Genomic DNA, 16,103 nt, shown 5'->3' with positions numbered 1-16,103 from the left:
CGTAGACTCAGGAGTATGTCCTCGAACAGAAAGGGCGACCGACGAGAGCGCGAACTCGTCAATCTCCTCGATGAGGCCGGGTTCGCCGTCATGCGCGCGCCCGCCTCGGGAAGCGCGACGACGCGCGAACTCCCCGACGTGCTCGCCGGCAACGGCGAGGTGTTCTACGCAATCGAAGCGAAGGCCTCCAGCGGTCGGCCTATCTATCTCAGCGGCGAAGAGGTCGAAGCGCTCATCTACTTCTCGCAGAACTTCGGCGCGAAAGCCCGTATCGCGGTCAGATTCGACCGCGAGGACTGGTACTTCTTCCACCCCGGCGACCTCTACGTGACCGACGGCGGCAACTATCGGGTGAAAAAAGAGACGGCGCTCGCAGAGGGCGAAGCCTTCGATTCGTTCGTCGGCGATTCGACCCAGACGCGACTGGGCGACCTGTAGTCTCCACTCTCACCTAGGCTAACACGGCGGCCGGTTCTGCGGTTCGCTGGCGAATGAATTGGCGTTCGACACGACGGAGCCGAGAGGCCGGGAATCGGTAGGCTCGCTGGTGTTCGAGCGCGTCGAGGTTCGCCGTCGCGCGAATCGATTCGAGGTAGACGGCTTCGAACACGGGTTCGTGGTCGCCGTACTCCTCGTTCGTCTCGTACTCGGAGACGAGTTTGCCCGTCGGCGTCGGCGTCTCGTCCGCTCTGGTGTGGAGTCGGCGCATGACGACGAGCAGGCCGCCGGTCTCACGGTCGCGGACGAGGTCACCGGGTCGGTGTTCGTGGTCGGCACAGAGCGCGGGACCGTGGAAGTCCATCGGAACGAACGTCCGCGACCCGCAGACGGCGCAGGTCGCGCTCTTTTCGCCCGGCAGAGGGACCTCGCCGAGCGTGATTTCGATGGCGACGCGCCGGAGGTGCTTGCAGCGGGCGTGCCGAATCGCGTTGTCCGGACAGGTGCAGGTTCGCGCGTCGATATCGACCACGTAGGTGCCACCGTCGGTTTCGACCACGTAGCGGCCGTCACGAAGCGGTCTGACGGCCATCGGTTCGGTTCGCGCGCGGCGGGCGCGGCCGGTCAGACCGTCGGCTGGAAGGGTTGTCTTCTGTCGCACCGGGCGGCGAATCGACGCGGGTGTGTGTGCAGTGTGCGTCATGGTGTTGGTGCGGGAAAACGCCCGAAAGACCCACTTTCAGGCGTCTATCCGTCAGTTTAGATACGTTCCGAAGCGACCTAAACCCTCGTCTCGACCCTCCGTTTGGGATGGAATTCCCTCGTCCTGCGTCGCCTCATCGAAGCCCTTTTAGAATGGCCATGGATACGTCGTCGCATGGCTATTGAAGCGGAGATGCGTCGAAAAATCGTCGTCTCCATCGTCGCGGTAGGGGTGTTCATCGCCCTTATCGTCGGGATTGGCTCGGTCTACAACACGGGTGGACTGGCCGCGACGGGCGGTCTCGCACTCATCGGGGCTATCACGGCGTTCGTGCTCGTGATGGCCGGTATCGGCGTCTGGCTGTCGCGTACGTCCTAACGCGGCGACTTCTCTCTCGTTCTCTTCGTTCGGCGAGCGCCGCGCTCGACCGGTGAACCCGTGTCCTTCGCCGCTCGCCCACCGAAAACCCGCGCTCAGTCGTCGCTCGCCGCCGCTTCGTGCATCGCCGTCTGGTAGTACGTCATCGGGTGGGCGATGGTGTCGCAGTGGTCGTCGCGGTCCACACAGAGGTCGTAGGCCTGCATCGTCTCACACGTCGGCGGCGCGTACTGTGATCCGCCCGAATCCACGAGAATCGTCGCGCGCGATTGGAGTGCGTCGGCGTGGTCGTCACCGACGACGCCCGCGATTTCCTCGGGCGAGAGACCGACGCCGACGAGGAACGCCGCCAGCGAGAACATCGCTTCGTTCGGTAACTCCGCGCCGTCCGCAACGTCGTCGAGGAGCGCCTGCATGCACGGCGGGAACCGCTCGGGTTCGACCGACTCCGTGCGAACGATGTTTATCGCGCCGCGCTCGCTCAGGAGGTTGCCGAGGCGTTCGACGTGGGGGGCGAGCGCCTCGGCGAGTTGGTCGCCCGCTTCGCTCCCTCGAACCGCGAAGGGAAGCCCTTCGAGGACGCGCCGTCGGACCGCCTCGCGCAGGAGTTCGTACAGTTCTTCCCGGCGGATTCGAACGCTCCCGCCGGCGAGCGCGCGGTTGACGAGTCGCCACTCGTCGCCCCAGTCGGGCGTCGAAAAGGTGAGATACGGGCCGACATCGACCCAGTAGTATTCGGGTGCACGTCCGCGAGGGGCATCGTCCGCGCGAACCGCGTCGCTCAGGCCGAACTCGGTGAGGACGTCGTCCAATGACGCGCGGGAGTCGTCGTTCTCGCTCTCGGCCGCTTCGAAGTCGGCGACCATGCGCTCGTAGGCGGTGTCGGCCTCGGAGCGGGCGTACTTATCGACGGCCGCGGGCGTCTCGACCAGCGAGACGAGAATCCGCGAAATCGGGTAGGAGAGCAGTTCTTCTTGGGTGTCCCACGAGTAGGGTTCGGCCGCTTCGACCTTTCCCTCCATGAGGGCGCGCTCGACGCGCTCTGCGCCACGCTTGACGGCAGGGGCGTCTTCCGCGATGAGTGTCGCAACCGCGACGTCTGCCGATTCGACCGCCGTTCGTGCGGCGGTGAAAAACGGGTATCGTGCGTGGAGCGGGCGCATCCGCATACCGCCACCTTCCGAGTGCCCACCGATAAACACGACGGATTCGGCGATGGTTCGAGTCGGACGACTGTCTCGTTCGAGCGACGCATCAGACAACCTATTACGGACCCCTCCATCAGACGATGTGTGCCGTACTTCGACTACCCGTGTCCGACCTGTCGCAGCACGACGAGTCTCCACGACGCCGACTGCCAGTTCGAGGGCGTGCCGTGGGTCGATGTCGAACGCGCCTACGTCGATATCGTCTCGGTCCTGACGGGCGGGCCGTGCGACGAAGAGACGCTTCGTCGGGAGGCCCCCGGCGAGTGGGAGTCGATTCACCACGCCGCGCTCTCGCGGCTCAAACGCGACGGTCGCATCTCGGAAGCCAAGTCGGGCGTGCTCCGACTGCTGACCGCCGAAGAGTTCCGCGAAGAGGTCTCAGAGCCGACCCGCGAACCGATGCGCACCCTCTACACGAAGGGAAGCGTCCCCGGCTGTCACGACAACGCCGTCTTCGCCATGATTGCGTGGTACGAGATGGTCGGCCTGTCGTGGTCCGAAACCCGCGAGAACGTCGTTCAGTGGCTCCGGGAGACTGGAACGTGGGACCGCGGCGGTTTCGAGGAAGCCACGCCACAGGAACTGGTCGAGAAGAAACGCCACGTCTACGAGGCCGGCTACGGGTGGAAAGAGAAGGCGACGGCGGCGAAACGCGTCATCGACCGCTACCACGGTTAATTCTCGTTCCGCTGACACTCACGAGATTCGACTATTTTTCACGACGAGAGCCAGTGATTGATAACGCTTGGGCGCGTGACAGTAGGTACGAGAGACGCTCCGCGAGCCAATGTCCGACGCCATCTTCACGCCGTCTCGGCGGTCGGTCCTCGCCGCCGCAGGGCTCGCCGCGACCACCGGGTGTGTCCGGCGCGTACGCTCTGCCCTCGACCGCGAGACGCCGAGACAGCTTTCACTGTCCGTCAAGACCCTCCCCGCTGATGCGGACCCGGCAGCGACGCGTCTCGCTCGCGTCCTCACCGAGAACCTCCGTCAGGTCGGTATCAACGCGACGTTGGTCCCCATGGAACTCGAAGAACTCTACCGAGACGTCCTGTTGAACCAGTCGTTCGACCTCTATATCGGGACGTTCCCCGCGTTCGACGACCCGGACGTGCTTCGGTTGCTCTTGCACTCGCAGTTCGCCGTCGAACCGGGCTGGCAGAACCCGTTCGGCGTTTCGGACCTCTCGCTCGACGAGTTGCTCGAAACGCAGGCGATGCAGTCCGGCCGCGACCGAAAACAGACGCTCGCCGCAATCCAACGCCGCGTCGCCCGCGACCAGCCCTTCACCGTCATCGCGTTCCCGGACGAGATTCGCGCGACACGCGCGACCAGCTTCCTCGGATGGAATCCCCAGTGGACCGGGAGCACGACCGATTTTCTCCAACTCACCCCCGCCGAACTCGCAACCTCGCCGTCGATTCCACCAGCTATCAGCGAGAGCGACGCGATAGCGACGGAGACGAACCGCGAACCGCCCGCAGACGCCTCGACGACGACCACGCAGACGACCGATACCGAGTCCGCCCCGGAGGCGACGGCGACCACCACACCGACCGCTGATTCGGACATGGTCACCGCGCGGATGACCATCGTTGACCCCCGTCCGACGCGGAATCGCAACCCGCTCGCGGTCGAGTTCCGCGGCGGCATCCCGCTGACGGACCTCGTCTACGACTCGCTCGCAAAGCGCGTCGATGGCAGTCTCCTCCCGTGGGCGGCCGAATCGTGGTCGTGGGAGACGGCGGACTCGACCATGCCGACCGTGACGCTCACGCTCCGGTCCGGCCAGACGTGGCACGACGGCGAACCGCTGACCGCCGAGGACGTGGTGTTCACCTACGAGTTCCTCGCCGACACCTCGCTCGGGGAGTTCTCGACGCCCGTCCCCGCGCCGGTCTATCGCGCCGAATCGTCGCTCGTCAGTGGCGTTCGCGCGCTCGACGGCGAGACGGTCGAACTCGAATTCGCCCACGCGAGTCCCGAAGTCGCCGTCAACGCGCTCACGGTCCCGCTTCTCCCGGAGCATATCTGGGAGGAGACGGCGCGTCGGGCGAGTGTCGCCGGCATCGACACGGGTCGGCAAGTCACCGAAGCGCTCGTCTGGGGGAACCCGAACCCCGTCGGGAGCGGCCCGTTCGCCTTCGCCGACGCGACGGTCGATACGTTCCTCTCGTTCACGCCGTTCGAAGACCACTTCCTCGCACGCGAGGACGAAGACGGGCCCTTCGAACCCTTCCTCAACGCGTTCACCTTCGACCGCGTGCGGTTCGATTACGTCCCCTCCAGCGCCGCGTGCGTGGAGTTACTCACGCTTGACCGCGCGGACGCGACGGCCTCGCCACTCGCCCCGCAGACGGCCCGCGACATCGGACGCGCCGAGGACTTGGACTTCTACGTCACCCCCTCGACTGGGTTCTACCACCTCGGGTTCAACGTGCGAACCGCCCCGCTCAGCGACCCGCGATTCAGACGCGCCGTTGCGAGTCTCCTGGACAAACAGCACCTGGTCGGGTCGGTGTTCGGGGGTTACGCGACGCCCGCGACCAGCCCGCTCGACGGGACGAACTTCGTCCCTTCAGACCTCGAATGGGACGGCGAAGACGCCGAACTCCCCTTCGTCGGGTCGAACGGTGAACTGAACGTCGAACGCGCCCGTCAGCGATTCAAAGACGCCGGCTATCGCTACACCGAGGGCGGAAAACTGGTGTACGGGTGAGTCAGATGGTCTCGACGCTCCTCATCCTCGCCGGGTACGTCCTCCTCGGAGAACTCGTCTTACTCGGTCTCGCCACGGCGGTGTTCATCGACGGGACGAAACGGGCGGAAGCGCGTCGGCACGCGACGCGTCGTCTCCGCGAGCGAGCGCCGTGGCTGGGGATTCTCGTCGGCGTCCTCGTCGTCAACAAACTCGTCCGCGACGTCATCCCCGAAATCTCGTGGCTCATCGGGTGGAACATCACGCCGGTCATCCACCGCTTCGAAGGCGCGCTCGTCGCCGACTTGCAGTCGGTAGCGACGCCGACGGCCACGCTCTACTTTTCCTTCGTCTACATCTATGGCTACGTCTTCCTCCTCGTCTTCCCCTTCATCGTCTATCTCGCGCTCGAAGACCACAAACCGATGCAGACGACGGCGGCGGCCTACACGCTCAACTACGCGCTGGGGCTTCTGCTCTACGTCCTGTTCGTCTCGTACGGCCCGCGAAACCTCATTCCGGACCTCGTCCAACCCTTGCTGTACAACACCTTCCCCCAGTCGCAGATTCTCACCAGCGCGGTGAACACGAACACGAACGTGTTCCCCTCGCTCCACACCTCGCTGTCTGTCACCGCCGCGGGGTTGGCGTACTTGACCCGCGAGCAGTATCCGGCGTGGGCGGTCACCGCCGCGGTTCTCGCGGTCAGCATCACCGCCGCGACGATGTATCTCGGCATCCACTGGGTCTCGGATGTCGTCGCGGGCGTGGCACTCGGGGTGCTGTGTCTCGTCCTCGCGCGGCGGTTCGTGACGCGTCGTGAGACCGAGTGACCGCTCACGACTCCCCTATCCCAAAGAGATATACTGTCGGTGATACGATACGTTGCCACGGCTGATTCCCATGAACGGTAAGCCCCTCTTGAAACCGCTGTTGCTCTATACGTGTCTTCTGGGTCTGCTCACGGTTGGTGCGGTATATCTCGTGACACGCTCGGGAATGTACATGGTCATCTTAGCGGGGACCGGACTGCTGCTCGTCGCCGTCGGCGGCGGAACCGTAGACCGGATGGGTGTCACTCAGACCGAAAACGCAGGCGGAAAAGGGGGAGCAGAGTTGATGGTCGATAGTTCGGGTCTGAAATCGACGCTGCGTACAGACACCTCGCTCCGTCTCAACCTCCTGTTCTACGGACTCGGCGTCGCTCTGTGGAGCATCGTCGTGTTGAGCACGTTGGGCGACACGCTCGTCTGAGCGGCCCATCGGCCCGCTAGTTGCTCGAATCTCAGTCCGCAGTCCACGCCCAGAAACCGTCGTACGAACCACTGGTCGGACTCCGACTCCAGCGTAATGGTTAGGAACTTCTCGCACGATTGAACTATCGTGAGTACTCCCGAATCTTCGACTGCCGCCGACGCGTCGGTCCCGGACGACGCCTCACCCGGGTCGCGTCGCGCGCTGGCGGTGGTCGTCGCCATCGTCTTCATCGACCTCTTGGGATTCGGGGTCGTCATTCCGATTCTCCCCTTCTACGTGCGCAGTTTCGGCGTCAGCGACGTGTACATCGGCTTGCTCGCGGCCTCCTACTCGCTCATGCAGTTCGTCTTCGCACCCATCCTCGGGCGCATCTCGGACCAGCGCGGGCGTCGGCCGGTGTTGATGCTCTCGCTCTTCGGAAGCGTCGTCGCGTGGACCGTCTTCGGACTCGCGGGCGAAGTCGAATTCCTCGTCGGCACGGTGTTCGCCGTCGCCACGCTCTTCGTCTCGCGGATGGTCGCCGGCGCGATGGGTGGCAACACCGCAACGGCACAGGCGTACATCGCCGACATCACGCCGGTCGAGCGTCGGGCGGCCTCGCTCGGGTTGCTCGGCGCGTCGTTCTCGCTCGGGTTCATCTTCGGGCCCGCGATTGGCGGACTGATGGCCTCGGAACCGGTCGTCGCGGCCGCCCGCGATATCTTTCCGAGTTTCATTCCCGCGACGCGCTTCTCACTCCCGAGTTTCACCGCCGCATCACTCAGTCTCGTGAGTCTCGTCTTCGCCTTCTTCTTCCTCCGCGAACCGGACCGAAAGCGCGGACCTGCGGGGCAATCGACGACGACGCTCGTCTCGCAGTTCCGAGACGCGCTCTCGGACGACTCGCTCCGCGGGTTGGTCGTGGCGTTCTTCCTCGTCTCGGTGGCGTTCTCGGGCGTGCAGGTCATGTTCATCCCCTACGCGGCGGACGTCTACGGCTACAACGAGACGGAGACGGCGCTGTTTCTGACGTACATCGGCTTGCTCGGCACGCTGAATCAGGGCGTCGTCGTCGGGCGACTCGCGCGGCGCTTTACCGAATCGGTGCTGGCCGTGGTCGGGGCGGTCTGTCTCGCTATTTCGCTCGCCGTGTTGCCGTTCTCGCCCGATTTCGGGTCGCTCTTGCCGGCGCTCGGCGGCCCGTCGTGGTTCACGCCCGAGTTGCTCGCGTTGCTCCTCGTCGGGGCGCTCCTCTCGTTCGGTAACGGGACGTTGAACGTCTCGCTCTCGACGCTCGTCTCGGCGTCGGCCTCGTCCGAGAAACAGGGTAACGCCTTCGGCGTCACGCAGGGGTCCGGAAGCCTCGGCCGGACCATCGGTCCCCCCTCGATGGCCGTCTTCTACGTCCTCGCCTACTGGTCGCCGTTCGTCGCGGGCGCGATACTGCTCGTTCCCGTCGTCGCCATCCTCGTCACGCTCGTCCGCCGTCCGCGACCCACCATCTCGTGACAGAGAGTAGAACATTCTCCACCCGCAACTGTTAGGACGACGCGTTCAGACCTCTAGGTGTGCTCGTGGGTGGCGTCGTCTCTCCCCTCGTCGTTCTCTGTCTGGTCGCGGCGACCGTGTCGTGCTCTATCGGCATCGTCGCGTGGCGCGAGGGGACCGAACCGGGGTCGAAATCGCTCGCCGTCTTGCTGTTCGCGGCGACATTGTGGGCCGGGTCGTACGCACTCGCCCTCACGGTGTTCGACCCGCAACAGCGAGTGCTGTTTCAGATTCCTATCGACATCGCACAGGCGATTATCGCCCCGGCGTGGTTCTCGTTCACTCTCGCCTACACCGGCCGCGGCGAACTTCTCTCACGCGAACTCTACGCTATCATCCTCTCGTTTCCGGCTCTGACGCTCGTCGTCCTCGTTACCAGCCCCGAACTGCTGTGGTCCAACTACCACATCGTTCGCGTCTTCGGCGCAGCAACGGCGAAGTTCGACCCGAACTTCTGGTACTATCTCCACGCCGTCTACGGCTACGTCATCATCGGAACCGGCCTGCTGTTGGTCGCCGAGATGCTCGTCGAACGGTTCTCACACTACCGAGCGCAGGCGACGGCGCTGGCGATCGGATCGACCGCCCCCACCATCGCCCATGTCACCCACACGTTCGGCATCGGGCCGTTTCCGACGGTCAATTTCACCCCCGTCGCCCTCGCGCTCACCGGAGCGACCTTCGGATATGCCCTCTACCGATTCGAACTGTTCGGGCTGTCACCTGCGACCGGCCGATTGGGTCGGCGCGCCGCTATCGACGACGTTGCGGTCGGTATCTTCGTCCTCGACCGGGAAGAGCGAGTTATCGAGACCAACGAAGCGGCACGCTCACTGCTCGACCTCGACGCCGGTTCCGTGTCGCTGCAACCGCTGACTGCCGTCCTGCCCGGTATCGATCTGGGCGAAGAACGCCAGCTGACCGAGGTGACGGTCAATCGTCGGACGCGAACCTACGAGGTCACGGTCTCGCCGGTAACAGACCAGCACGGCCGCCGTCTCGGACGCACCGTGAGTGTTTCCGATGCGACCGAACGGGTCCACCGTCGGCAGCGCCTCGAAGTCCTCAATCGCGTGCTTCGGCACAACCTCCGGAACGACATGACCGTCGTCATCGGCTACACCGACATCGTCGAAGGAAAACTTCCGAAAGGCGACCGAGACAGCGTCGAGACGATTCGCGCTCGCTCGAACGCGCTGCTCTCGCTCGCCGAAAAGGCCAGAAGTGCAGAACGAGTGATGGCTAATATCGAACACTCCGGTACGTTCGACGCAGCATCGGTGATTCGTCAGACCGCAGAGTCCGTCGCAGCAGCGTTCGAGACCGACCTGACCGTCCTCGGTCCCGACTCGCTCACCATTTCGGGGAGTGAGTCGGTGACCAGATTAGTGGTCCGCGAACTGGTCGAGAACGCGCTCGAACACGGTGGCGACTCGCCGGTCGTTCAAGTGGAGTTCGCCGCCTCCGATGGAGTGCTCGTGGTCCACGTCGCAGACGACGGCCCGGGTGTGCCAGCGTACGAGCGAAACGTCGTCGAAGCGGGCGGTGAATCCCCCTTGGAACACGGCAGCGGCATCGGCCTCTGGGCAGTTCGGTGGACGGTCGATGCACTCGGTGGTATCCTCGAATTCGACATCGACGACGGGACGACGGCGACGGTCAAACTGCCGTACTGGACGGACCGAGAGGCGGCCGAAGACGGCGCGCCGACAGAGTCTACGTAGTTCTGCGTCTCCGCCGAGCGTCATCACTCGGGGGCGAAATCAATCGAGAAAGCCGCGAGTGCGCGCTTATAGGGATTCTCGTAGCCAGCCGGAGACACGGCGAGTCTCGACTGGGTTCGGTGTTCGATTCTCGCAGCGAGAATCGATGCGCGTCTACGGGAATCTCTATTAGTCGCTCTGGATACGCGGGGCGAGCATGTAGGTGATGTCGCCGAGTCCTTCTGCGATTTGGTAGTGAAGTTTGACCGGGAACTCCTCGCCGAGTTCGATGGTGACCTCGGCGTCGGATGGGATGGCCTTGTTCATGTCCTTCAGGTAGTCGAGCGAGAACAGCGAGTCTGCCGACCCTGCGTCGATGTTGATGAGGTCTGCCGGGGGCAGCGAGAGGTCAACGTCGTCGGTGTCGCCTTCTGCCTCGATGTGGAACGTCTCTTCTGCGGCATCGACGCGGAGGCGGATGTGGTCAGAGACCATGTCTGCGGCCTTGATACCGCGGTCGAGGTGGACGCCTTCGAGGATGATGTTCGCGGGCAGGTCGAGGTTCGGAATGTCGGGTTCCTGCCGGATGGAGTCGGGGTCGATGAGCGCGAGCGTGTAGGAGAGTCCCTCGATACGGATGTTGAGCTTTCGCGTCTCCTCGTCGAGTTCGAGGTTGATGAGGTCGCCTGCGCCAGCCATTCCGGCGACTTCTTCGAGACGAGAGAGGTTGACGCCGATGACGCCGCCGTCCGCCTCGTAGGATTCGAACGCTGCTGCATCGAGTTCGAGATCGACCATGCCGACGTTCGCGGGATCGACCGCACGGATGGCGAGTCCTTCCTCGTTGAGTCGAATCTTACACTCATCGACGAGCACGCTCACCGAATCGAGTGCGTCCCGAAGCGTCGCGGCACTCACGATGGCCTTGAACATATATGCCGTCGTACGATTGCGGTCTTAAAAATACTCCTGATTTGGTTGCAATAGGTTGTTCCCGCGCGCCCTCTCGCGTGCGCGGAGCGAAAACTGCCCCGCGGCCATGCGACCAGCACCGCCCCGCGACCATGTAACCAACCATCACCGTGACCATTCGGCCCCGCTCGCTCGCCGTCGCCGAAGGTTCTATATGAGCGATTGCTCAACTATCTCTCGATGGCAGACGCTTCGACGCGACTTCGCCGCCTCATCGAAGACGAGGTCGGTTCCTGTTGCAGTACCGACGTGGACGCTCGCCTCGACGAGTTGTCCGCCCTCGGCGACGAACTCCCGAGCGAGTACGACCGCGACCTCGCGGCGATGAAGGCACTCGGCAACGACACCCGATATCTGATTACGCGGCTCCTCGCTACGGCCGACGACGAACTGTGTGTGTGCGAAATCACGCCGCTGTTCGACGTGAGCGAGAGCGCGATTAGCCACGCGCTCTCGGACCTCACCGACGCCGGTCTCGTCTCGCGCCGCAAGGAGGGGACGTGGCGCTACTATCGGACGACACCGCTGGCCGACCGACTCGTGGGCGCGCTCGACGCCGAACGAGGTGGAGACGAGTGAGCGACGGGACGCGCGTCGCGTTCGTCTGCGTCCAGAACGCAGGCCGGAGTCAGATGGCGACGGCGTTCGCCCGACGGGAGCGCCAAGCGCGCGGCGTGGAAGACCGAATCAATATCGTCACCGGCGGCACCGACCCCGCCGACCACGTCCACGACGAGGTTGTCGAGGTGATGGCCGATGCGGGATTCGACCTCGCGGGCGAGACGCCGCGGGCAATCTCGGAAGACGAAATCATGGACGTGGACATCGTCATCACGATGGGCTGTTCGGCCGAGGGAATCTGTCCGATGACGTGGCGCGGCGACGCCCGCGACTGGGACCTCGACGACCCCGACGGGAAATCGCTCGAAGGGGTGCGCGAGATTCGAGACGATATCGAGCGGCGCGTGAGTGAACTGTTCGACGAACTCGAAACGGCCTGACTCACGGGAAAAACACTTTTTCGTGGGATTACTCCACGAACGGTTCGACGACGCCCAACTGTTGCATCATGCCGAGCGTATCCGTCACTTGCCAGCCTTCGACTATCTTGCCGTCCACGATGCGATTCATCTCGAGTGCGGTGACAGAGATGTCGTTGCCCGTCGGTTCGATTCCCATCAGCGACCCCTCGTGAGTGCCGGTTGCGGTCCACCGTGCCGCGACCCACTCCTCGGTCGCAATCAGGTCTTCGACTTCGATTTTGGCGTCGGGGAACGCCGCGTCGTAGGTCTCTAAGTACGCTCGCATCTCTTCCGGGCCGTACAGAGGTTCAGTGTTGGACGGGTCGTAGAAGCGACACTCGTCTGCGATGAACTCTCCGATTCGGTCGAAGTCCCGCTCGTTCCACACCTCCTCGATGAAGTCCCGATAGATTCGCTCGTTCTCTCTCACCGACCGCGTTGCTGCCATGGTTTCTCACCACCGTCCCCTACGACGGACGAGTGAATAAGGATAGTAGCGCCTCTTCGGGTATGTGTGCGACTGGAGTATATTCGTGTAGGATGACTCTCACAGCGCATCTCACTGTCCACCGCTCGGCCGTGGAACGGGTTCGCACGCACTGAACCAAGGCCGCCGGTTTACGGACTGATACGCTAGAACGCCCAACGATGGCGCGCAAGGACCACTACTACAACTATCCCTCTGGGTCTGTTGTGCCTACTAACTGAGCACCAACTGGAACGTCTGGCAAAGGAGTCTCAGCCGCTGGGAGGTTTCGTTATCCGTGCTGAATGGAGCGCTTATTCAGCGTGGCAAACTCCGTGAAATCCGCCCACTCTTCCGACCGTCGCGGCGACGTGATAGCCAATGTCTCTCTATCTATTTCTCGTCTCCCCACGTACTGGCGGCGACTATGTCAAGCAACACCGCAGCAGTTCCGACCCCAACCGTCACGACCGAAACCGACTGCCCCGCCCACTGGTTCGTCGGCACGCTCACTCGTGTCAAGGTCAGTGGTGACCAGACCGGCGGCGAGTACAGCATCGTTGACCACCTCGCGCCCAGCGGGTGGGAGTCTCCGTTCCACGTCCACCACGCGGAGGACGAACTGTTCCACATCGCCGAGGGCGAGATCGAGGTCTGCTACGGCACGGACGGCACCGGCCGTCTCCACGCCGGGCCGCAGGACACGGTGATGCTCCCACGAGACGTCCCCCACGGCTTCCGCGTCGTGAGCGACGAGCCCTGCCGGATGCTCGTCCACGTGACGCCCGCCGGCTTCGAGGAGTTCGTCGCAGCGGCTGGTCAGCCTGCCGAACGGCCGGTGATTCCCGAACCTGCCGAACCGGATGTCGAGGCGTTGACCGCGGTCGCCGAGGAGTACGATATCGAGATTCTCGGCCCGCTTCCCGAGTAAGCGGCTCCAATTTCGTAGGATGTTCTCGTTTGAATCCCGTGTCTCGGTCTTCTTCATAGCGTTCGACCCACCCAGCACACTTCAACTACTCTCCGATCACCCCGCGTGCATCAGATTCAGGGGCCGGTACACTATCGGGGGTGTCCATCACGTTCCTCGAACGTGGTCTACGAACAGGGGCGTACTCGATCATGGACGGCGTTCTCCCGCCGGGAGTAGACGATGGGCCCGCCCGTCTTCACCCACGCTCGGCGGTACGCGCGGAGGTGTTGGCGTGCCGGGCCGACGTGACGGCTCGGGGTGATTCCCACGTCCCGCTTCCCGGTGAATCACTGACTCTCGCGCTCGGAGAGGCCCACAGCATCCGAAACGGCGGCACCGACACGCTCGTCGTTCGGGCGCTCAGATGTTGGTAACCGTATTGGCGTCGCTTTCGACCCAGACGGGCCGCTTGCAGACCTCCTCGACACGGAGCGAGAGACGAATACCCGACAGATAGCACTGCGCGGACTCGATAATCCTGTAGACGACGTGTTCGTCGCGGCGGAGATGTGACCGACTAGTAGTAGAAGCGTTCTGCGTCGAACGAGCGCATTCGAGTACGTCGATGCGTCCTAATCTGACCCGCGTTCGTTCGCATCTCACATCCGATGTGCCTTTCCGGTTCGACCACGTCAAGCCGGTATGAACGCGAATTCGCCGGCTGTTCCCACGCGGAACATATCAGGCAATTTAGTGAGGTAAGCATGGCACGGAAAGACCACTACTACAACAAGGCCAAACAGCAGGGCTACCGCGCCCGGTCGGCCTTCAAACTGCAGCAACTCGACGAGGAAGTGGGACTCTTCGGTCCCGGAAACACCGTCGTGGACCTCGGTGCCGCCCCCGGCGGGTGGCTCCAGGTCGCCTCGGAGCGAGTCAAAGACAACGGCAAGGTCGTCGGCGTTGACCTCCAGCGCATCCGCAGTCTCGACAAGCACAACGTCGAGACCATCCGCGGCGACATGACCGAGGAAGAGACGAAAGCGAAACTCAAGGACATCATCGGCGAGCAAGGCGCTGACGCCGTGGTCTCGGACATGGCTCCGAACATGACCGGCGAGTACTCGCTCGACCACGCCCGCTCGATTTACCTCGCCCAGCAGGCGTTCGAAGTCGCACAGGAACTGCTCGCCACGGGTGGCGACTTCGCGGTCAAGGTGTTCGACGGCCGCGACCTCGCGGACTTCCGCGCCGAGATGGAAGGCAGTTTCCAGTACGTCCGGTCGATTCGCCCCGACGCCTCCCGCGACAGTTCGTCCGAGCAGTACCTCGTCGGCAAGCGCTATCTCACCGCGCCGGTCCGCTCCGGCGACGAACTCGAAGTCGAAATCATCGACGTGGGCAGCGAGGGCGACGGCATCGCCAAAGTCGAGGACTTCACCGTCTTCGTCTCGGGCACCGAAGCCGGCGAGACGGTTCGGGTCAAAATCACCGACGTGAAGCCGAAGTTCGCGTTCGCCGAGCGTCTCGACGAGTAGGCCCTCGGCTCCTTGTGCGCTATCTTGCGCGCGTCTCTGTTTTCTCTCCGCTGTTCGTCGTTTCTCTCCGCTCTTCGCGCCTCTCGTCCGCCGTCTCTCTGTTCGTCGTCACTCCAGAATCACGAGGTCGAGTCGGAGCCTCGTGGTGCAGCCTCGCCAGCCGCCTCGACACGTCCCCGTCGCAAGAATATCTCCGAACGACGTGTACGTCCCACAGGTCGGACAGCGGACACCCATCTCCATCCCGTCGAGTTCTGTGAGTCGGACGCGGCGCTCGTCGGCCATACATCGTGTGGTATGCTACCAAAAGAGATAAGGCGTGCGTCGAAACGGAGTCAGTCCGCGACCCACCCGTCGGTCGAATCGGTCGCCTCGTCGCCGAACAGGCCGACGACGGCGTAGACGAACGGCGTATCGACGAGTGCGATGAGCAGTTTCAGGAGGTACTGGCCGACGATGAGCGAGACGAGCACGCTGCCCGGAAGCGCAGAACCGATACCGAGGACGGTCGGTGCGACGTAGAACGCCACGCCGACGAAGATGACCGTGTCGATGGCCTGGCTGGTCGCCGTCGAGACGATGTTGCGAAGCCAGAGGAACGCGCCGTCAGTCATCTCGCGGATGCCGTGGAAGACGATGACGTCCCAGTTCTGGCTCACGAGATACGCGAGGAGGCTCCCGGCGACGATGTTCGTTCCCGAGGCGAGTACGCTCTCGAACTGCGCTGCGAACTCGGCGTCGGCGGCGGGCGCGGCAATCGTCGTCCAGACGAGTCCGAGGAGCACGAAGTTCATCGCAAAGCCGACGTTGACCATGATTTGGGCCGACCGGCGGCCGTACAACTCGGAGTAGCAATCGGAGGCGAAGAAGGTGAGCGCGTACGCCAGTGCGGCACCCGGCATGATGATGGCGGCACCGACTAACGGCAGTTCGCCAATCGCCGACGGCAAGGGAATCGCCAAGAGCTTCGAGGCGGTCAACTGCGCCGTGGTCAGCGCCGTGATGAAGAGTCCAACCAGGACGATTTGCCCGGTTCCTGCGCGAGTCTCACTCATTGTTCTCGAGGCGGTTGTGGCGTTCGTCGATCTGGTCGAGGATGTCGAGCGTCTTGCGGACCGATGCACGGACCGCGTCGCTTCGGTTGACGAACTTCCTGTCGTCGCCGACGTGCTCGTCCAGGTCGGCGAGTAATTCGTCGGGAATCTCGACGCTTATTTTGGCCATATCACGCGATTCTCACGATAATACTTACGCCTTTTCAAGGTCTCAGACGCTACAAT

At 63.6% G+C, this 16,103-nt stretch carries 20 protein-coding genes; 13 read left to right on the top strand and 7 right to left on the bottom strand.

The features are described from left to right. Positions 1-15: 15 nt before the first annotated feature. Complete coding sequence (hjc, locus tag ACFQJC_RS15525) at positions 16-438, top strand: Holliday junction resolvase Hjc (RefSeq protein ID WP_390225055.1); 423 nt, start codon at positions 16-18, stop codon at positions 436-438. Positions 439-451: 13 nt separating this feature from the next. On the opposite strand, the gene ACFQJC_RS15520 is transcribed toward hjc, so the two are convergent. Next, entirely contained in the window at positions 452-1,099 is a 648-nt protein-coding gene (locus ACFQJC_RS15520; protein ID WP_390225636.1) for an SWIM zinc finger family protein, read from the bottom strand. Between the two features lie 216 nt (positions 1,100-1,315). Between ACFQJC_RS15520 and ACFQJC_RS15515 the strand changes: the two genes are divergently transcribed. After that, positions 1,316-1,519 (top strand): DUF7472 family protein, encoded by a 204-nt coding sequence (locus ACFQJC_RS15515; protein WP_390225053.1) that lies wholly within the window; start codon positions 1,316-1,318, stop codon positions 1,517-1,519. A gap of 95 nt (positions 1,520-1,614) precedes the next feature. Here the strand turns inward: ACFQJC_RS15515 and ACFQJC_RS15510 are convergent, their stop codons facing one another. Next, positions 1,615-2,682, bottom strand: a complete 1,068-nt coding sequence (locus ACFQJC_RS15510) for a DNA primase (protein WP_390225634.1) — start codon at positions 2,680-2,682, stop codon at positions 1,615-1,617. 129 nt (positions 2,683-2,811) lie between these two features. Here ACFQJC_RS15510 and ACFQJC_RS15505 point away from each other — a divergent pair, with 129 nt between their 5' ends. The 6 genes from ACFQJC_RS15505 (at position 2,812) to ACFQJC_RS15480 (ending at position 9,933) form a co-directional block, all read left to right on the top strand. Then, complete coding sequence (locus ACFQJC_RS15505; RefSeq protein ID WP_390225051.1) at positions 2,812-3,405, top strand: DUF7474 family protein; 594 nt, start codon at positions 2,812-2,814, stop codon at positions 3,403-3,405. A 109-nt stretch (positions 3,406-3,514) separates the two neighbouring features. After that, entirely contained in the window at positions 3,515-5,446 is a 1,932-nt protein-coding gene (locus ACFQJC_RS15500; RefSeq protein WP_390225050.1) for an ABC transporter substrate-binding protein, read from the top strand. A 5-nt stretch (positions 5,447-5,451) separates the two neighbouring features. Then, positions 5,452-6,258 (top strand): phosphatase PAP2 family protein, encoded by an 807-nt coding sequence (locus tag ACFQJC_RS15495; RefSeq protein ID WP_390225048.1) that lies wholly within the window; start codon positions 5,452-5,454, stop codon positions 6,256-6,258. 70 nt (positions 6,259-6,328) lie between these two features. After that, on the top strand, positions 6,329-6,679 hold the full coding sequence (locus ACFQJC_RS15490; RefSeq protein ID WP_465261521.1) for a DUF8070 family membrane protein: 351 nt from the start codon (positions 6,329-6,331) through the stop codon (positions 6,677-6,679). A gap of 129 nt (positions 6,680-6,808) precedes the next feature. Then, positions 6,809-8,170, top strand: a complete 1,362-nt coding sequence (locus tag ACFQJC_RS15485; protein ID WP_390225045.1) for an MFS transporter — start codon at positions 6,809-6,811, stop codon at positions 8,168-8,170. 59 nt (positions 8,171-8,229) lie between these two features. Further along, entirely contained in the window at positions 8,230-9,933 is a 1,704-nt protein-coding gene (locus tag ACFQJC_RS15480; RefSeq protein ID WP_390225043.1) for a histidine kinase N-terminal 7TM domain-containing protein, read from the top strand. A 168-nt stretch (positions 9,934-10,101) separates the two neighbouring features. Here ACFQJC_RS15480 and ACFQJC_RS15475 read toward each other — a convergent pair whose 3' ends face one another. After that, positions 10,102-10,845: a DNA polymerase sliding clamp gene (locus ACFQJC_RS15475; protein WP_390225041.1), complete on the bottom strand. Its 744-nt coding sequence runs from the start codon at positions 10,843-10,845 to the stop codon at positions 10,102-10,104. Positions 10,846-11,064: 219 nt separating this feature from the next. On the opposite strand from ACFQJC_RS15475, the gene ACFQJC_RS15470 reads away from it, so the two are divergent. Beyond that, positions 11,065-11,463: an ArsR/SmtB family transcription factor gene (locus ACFQJC_RS15470; protein WP_390225039.1), complete on the top strand. Its 399-nt coding sequence runs from the start codon at positions 11,065-11,067 to the stop codon at positions 11,461-11,463. Then, the gene (locus ACFQJC_RS15465) at positions 11,460-11,885 is read left to right on the top strand and encodes an arsenate-mycothiol transferase ArsC (protein ID WP_390225037.1); all 426 of its coding nucleotides are present in this window, start codon (positions 11,460-11,462) and stop codon (positions 11,883-11,885) included. Before ACFQJC_RS15470 ends, ACFQJC_RS15465 begins: the two co-directional genes overlap by 4 nt. 28 nt (positions 11,886-11,913) lie before the next feature. Here the strand turns inward: ACFQJC_RS15465 and ACFQJC_RS15460 are convergent, their stop codons facing one another. Next, positions 11,914-12,354 carry an ester cyclase gene (locus ACFQJC_RS15460; protein ID WP_390225035.1) on the bottom strand — a complete coding sequence of 147 codons (441 nt, stop codon included), beginning with the start codon at positions 12,352-12,354 and terminating at the stop codon, positions 11,914-11,916. Positions 12,355-12,799: 445 nt separating this feature from the next. On the opposite strand from ACFQJC_RS15460, the gene ACFQJC_RS15455 reads away from it, so the two are divergent. The 3 genes from ACFQJC_RS15455 (at position 12,800) to ACFQJC_RS15445 (ending at position 14,823) form a co-directional block, all read left to right on the top strand. Beyond that, complete coding sequence (locus ACFQJC_RS15455) at positions 12,800-13,303, top strand: cupin domain-containing protein (protein ID WP_390225033.1); 504 nt, start codon at positions 12,800-12,802, stop codon at positions 13,301-13,303. A 191-nt stretch (positions 13,304-13,494) separates the two neighbouring features. Next, positions 13,495-13,719 (top strand): cupin domain-containing protein, encoded by a 225-nt coding sequence (locus ACFQJC_RS15450; protein ID WP_390225031.1) that lies wholly within the window; start codon positions 13,495-13,497, stop codon positions 13,717-13,719. Between the two features lie 330 nt (positions 13,720-14,049). Then, positions 14,050-14,823 carry a 23S rRNA (uridine(2552)-2'-O)-methyltransferase gene (locus ACFQJC_RS15445; RefSeq protein WP_390225029.1) on the top strand — a complete coding sequence of 258 codons (774 nt, stop codon included), beginning with the start codon at positions 14,050-14,052 and terminating at the stop codon, positions 14,821-14,823. A 108-nt stretch (positions 14,824-14,931) separates the two neighbouring features. Here the strand turns inward: ACFQJC_RS15445 and ACFQJC_RS15440 are convergent, their stop codons facing one another. The 3 genes from ACFQJC_RS15440 to ACFQJC_RS15430 are packed head-to-tail and all read right to left on the bottom strand — an operon-like array spanning position 14,932 to position 16,047. Next, the gene (locus ACFQJC_RS15440) at positions 14,932-15,108 is read right to left on the bottom strand and encodes a hypothetical protein (RefSeq protein ID WP_390225027.1); all 177 of its coding nucleotides are present in this window, start codon (positions 15,106-15,108) and stop codon (positions 14,932-14,934) included. Between the two features lie 50 nt (positions 15,109-15,158). Then, on the bottom strand, positions 15,159-15,878 hold the full coding sequence (locus ACFQJC_RS15435; protein ID WP_390225025.1) for a queuosine precursor transporter: 720 nt from the start codon (positions 15,876-15,878) through the stop codon (positions 15,159-15,161). Continuing rightward, entirely contained in the window at positions 15,871-16,047 is a 177-nt protein-coding gene (locus ACFQJC_RS15430) for a ribbon-helix-helix domain-containing protein (RefSeq protein WP_390225023.1), read from the bottom strand. Before ACFQJC_RS15430 ends, ACFQJC_RS15435 begins: the two co-directional genes overlap by 8 nt. Positions 16,048-16,103: the final 56 nt, after the last annotated feature.

It is taken from the genome of Haloferax namakaokahaiae, from assembly GCF_042663225.1.
In the GTDB taxonomy this organism is placed as follows: domain Archaea; phylum Halobacteriota; class Halobacteria; order Halobacteriales; family Haloferacaceae; genus Haloferax; species Haloferax namakaokahaiae.
The sequence above is the reverse complement of the archived record's forward strand: the minus strand, read 5'-3'. Positions and strand labels throughout refer to the sequence as shown.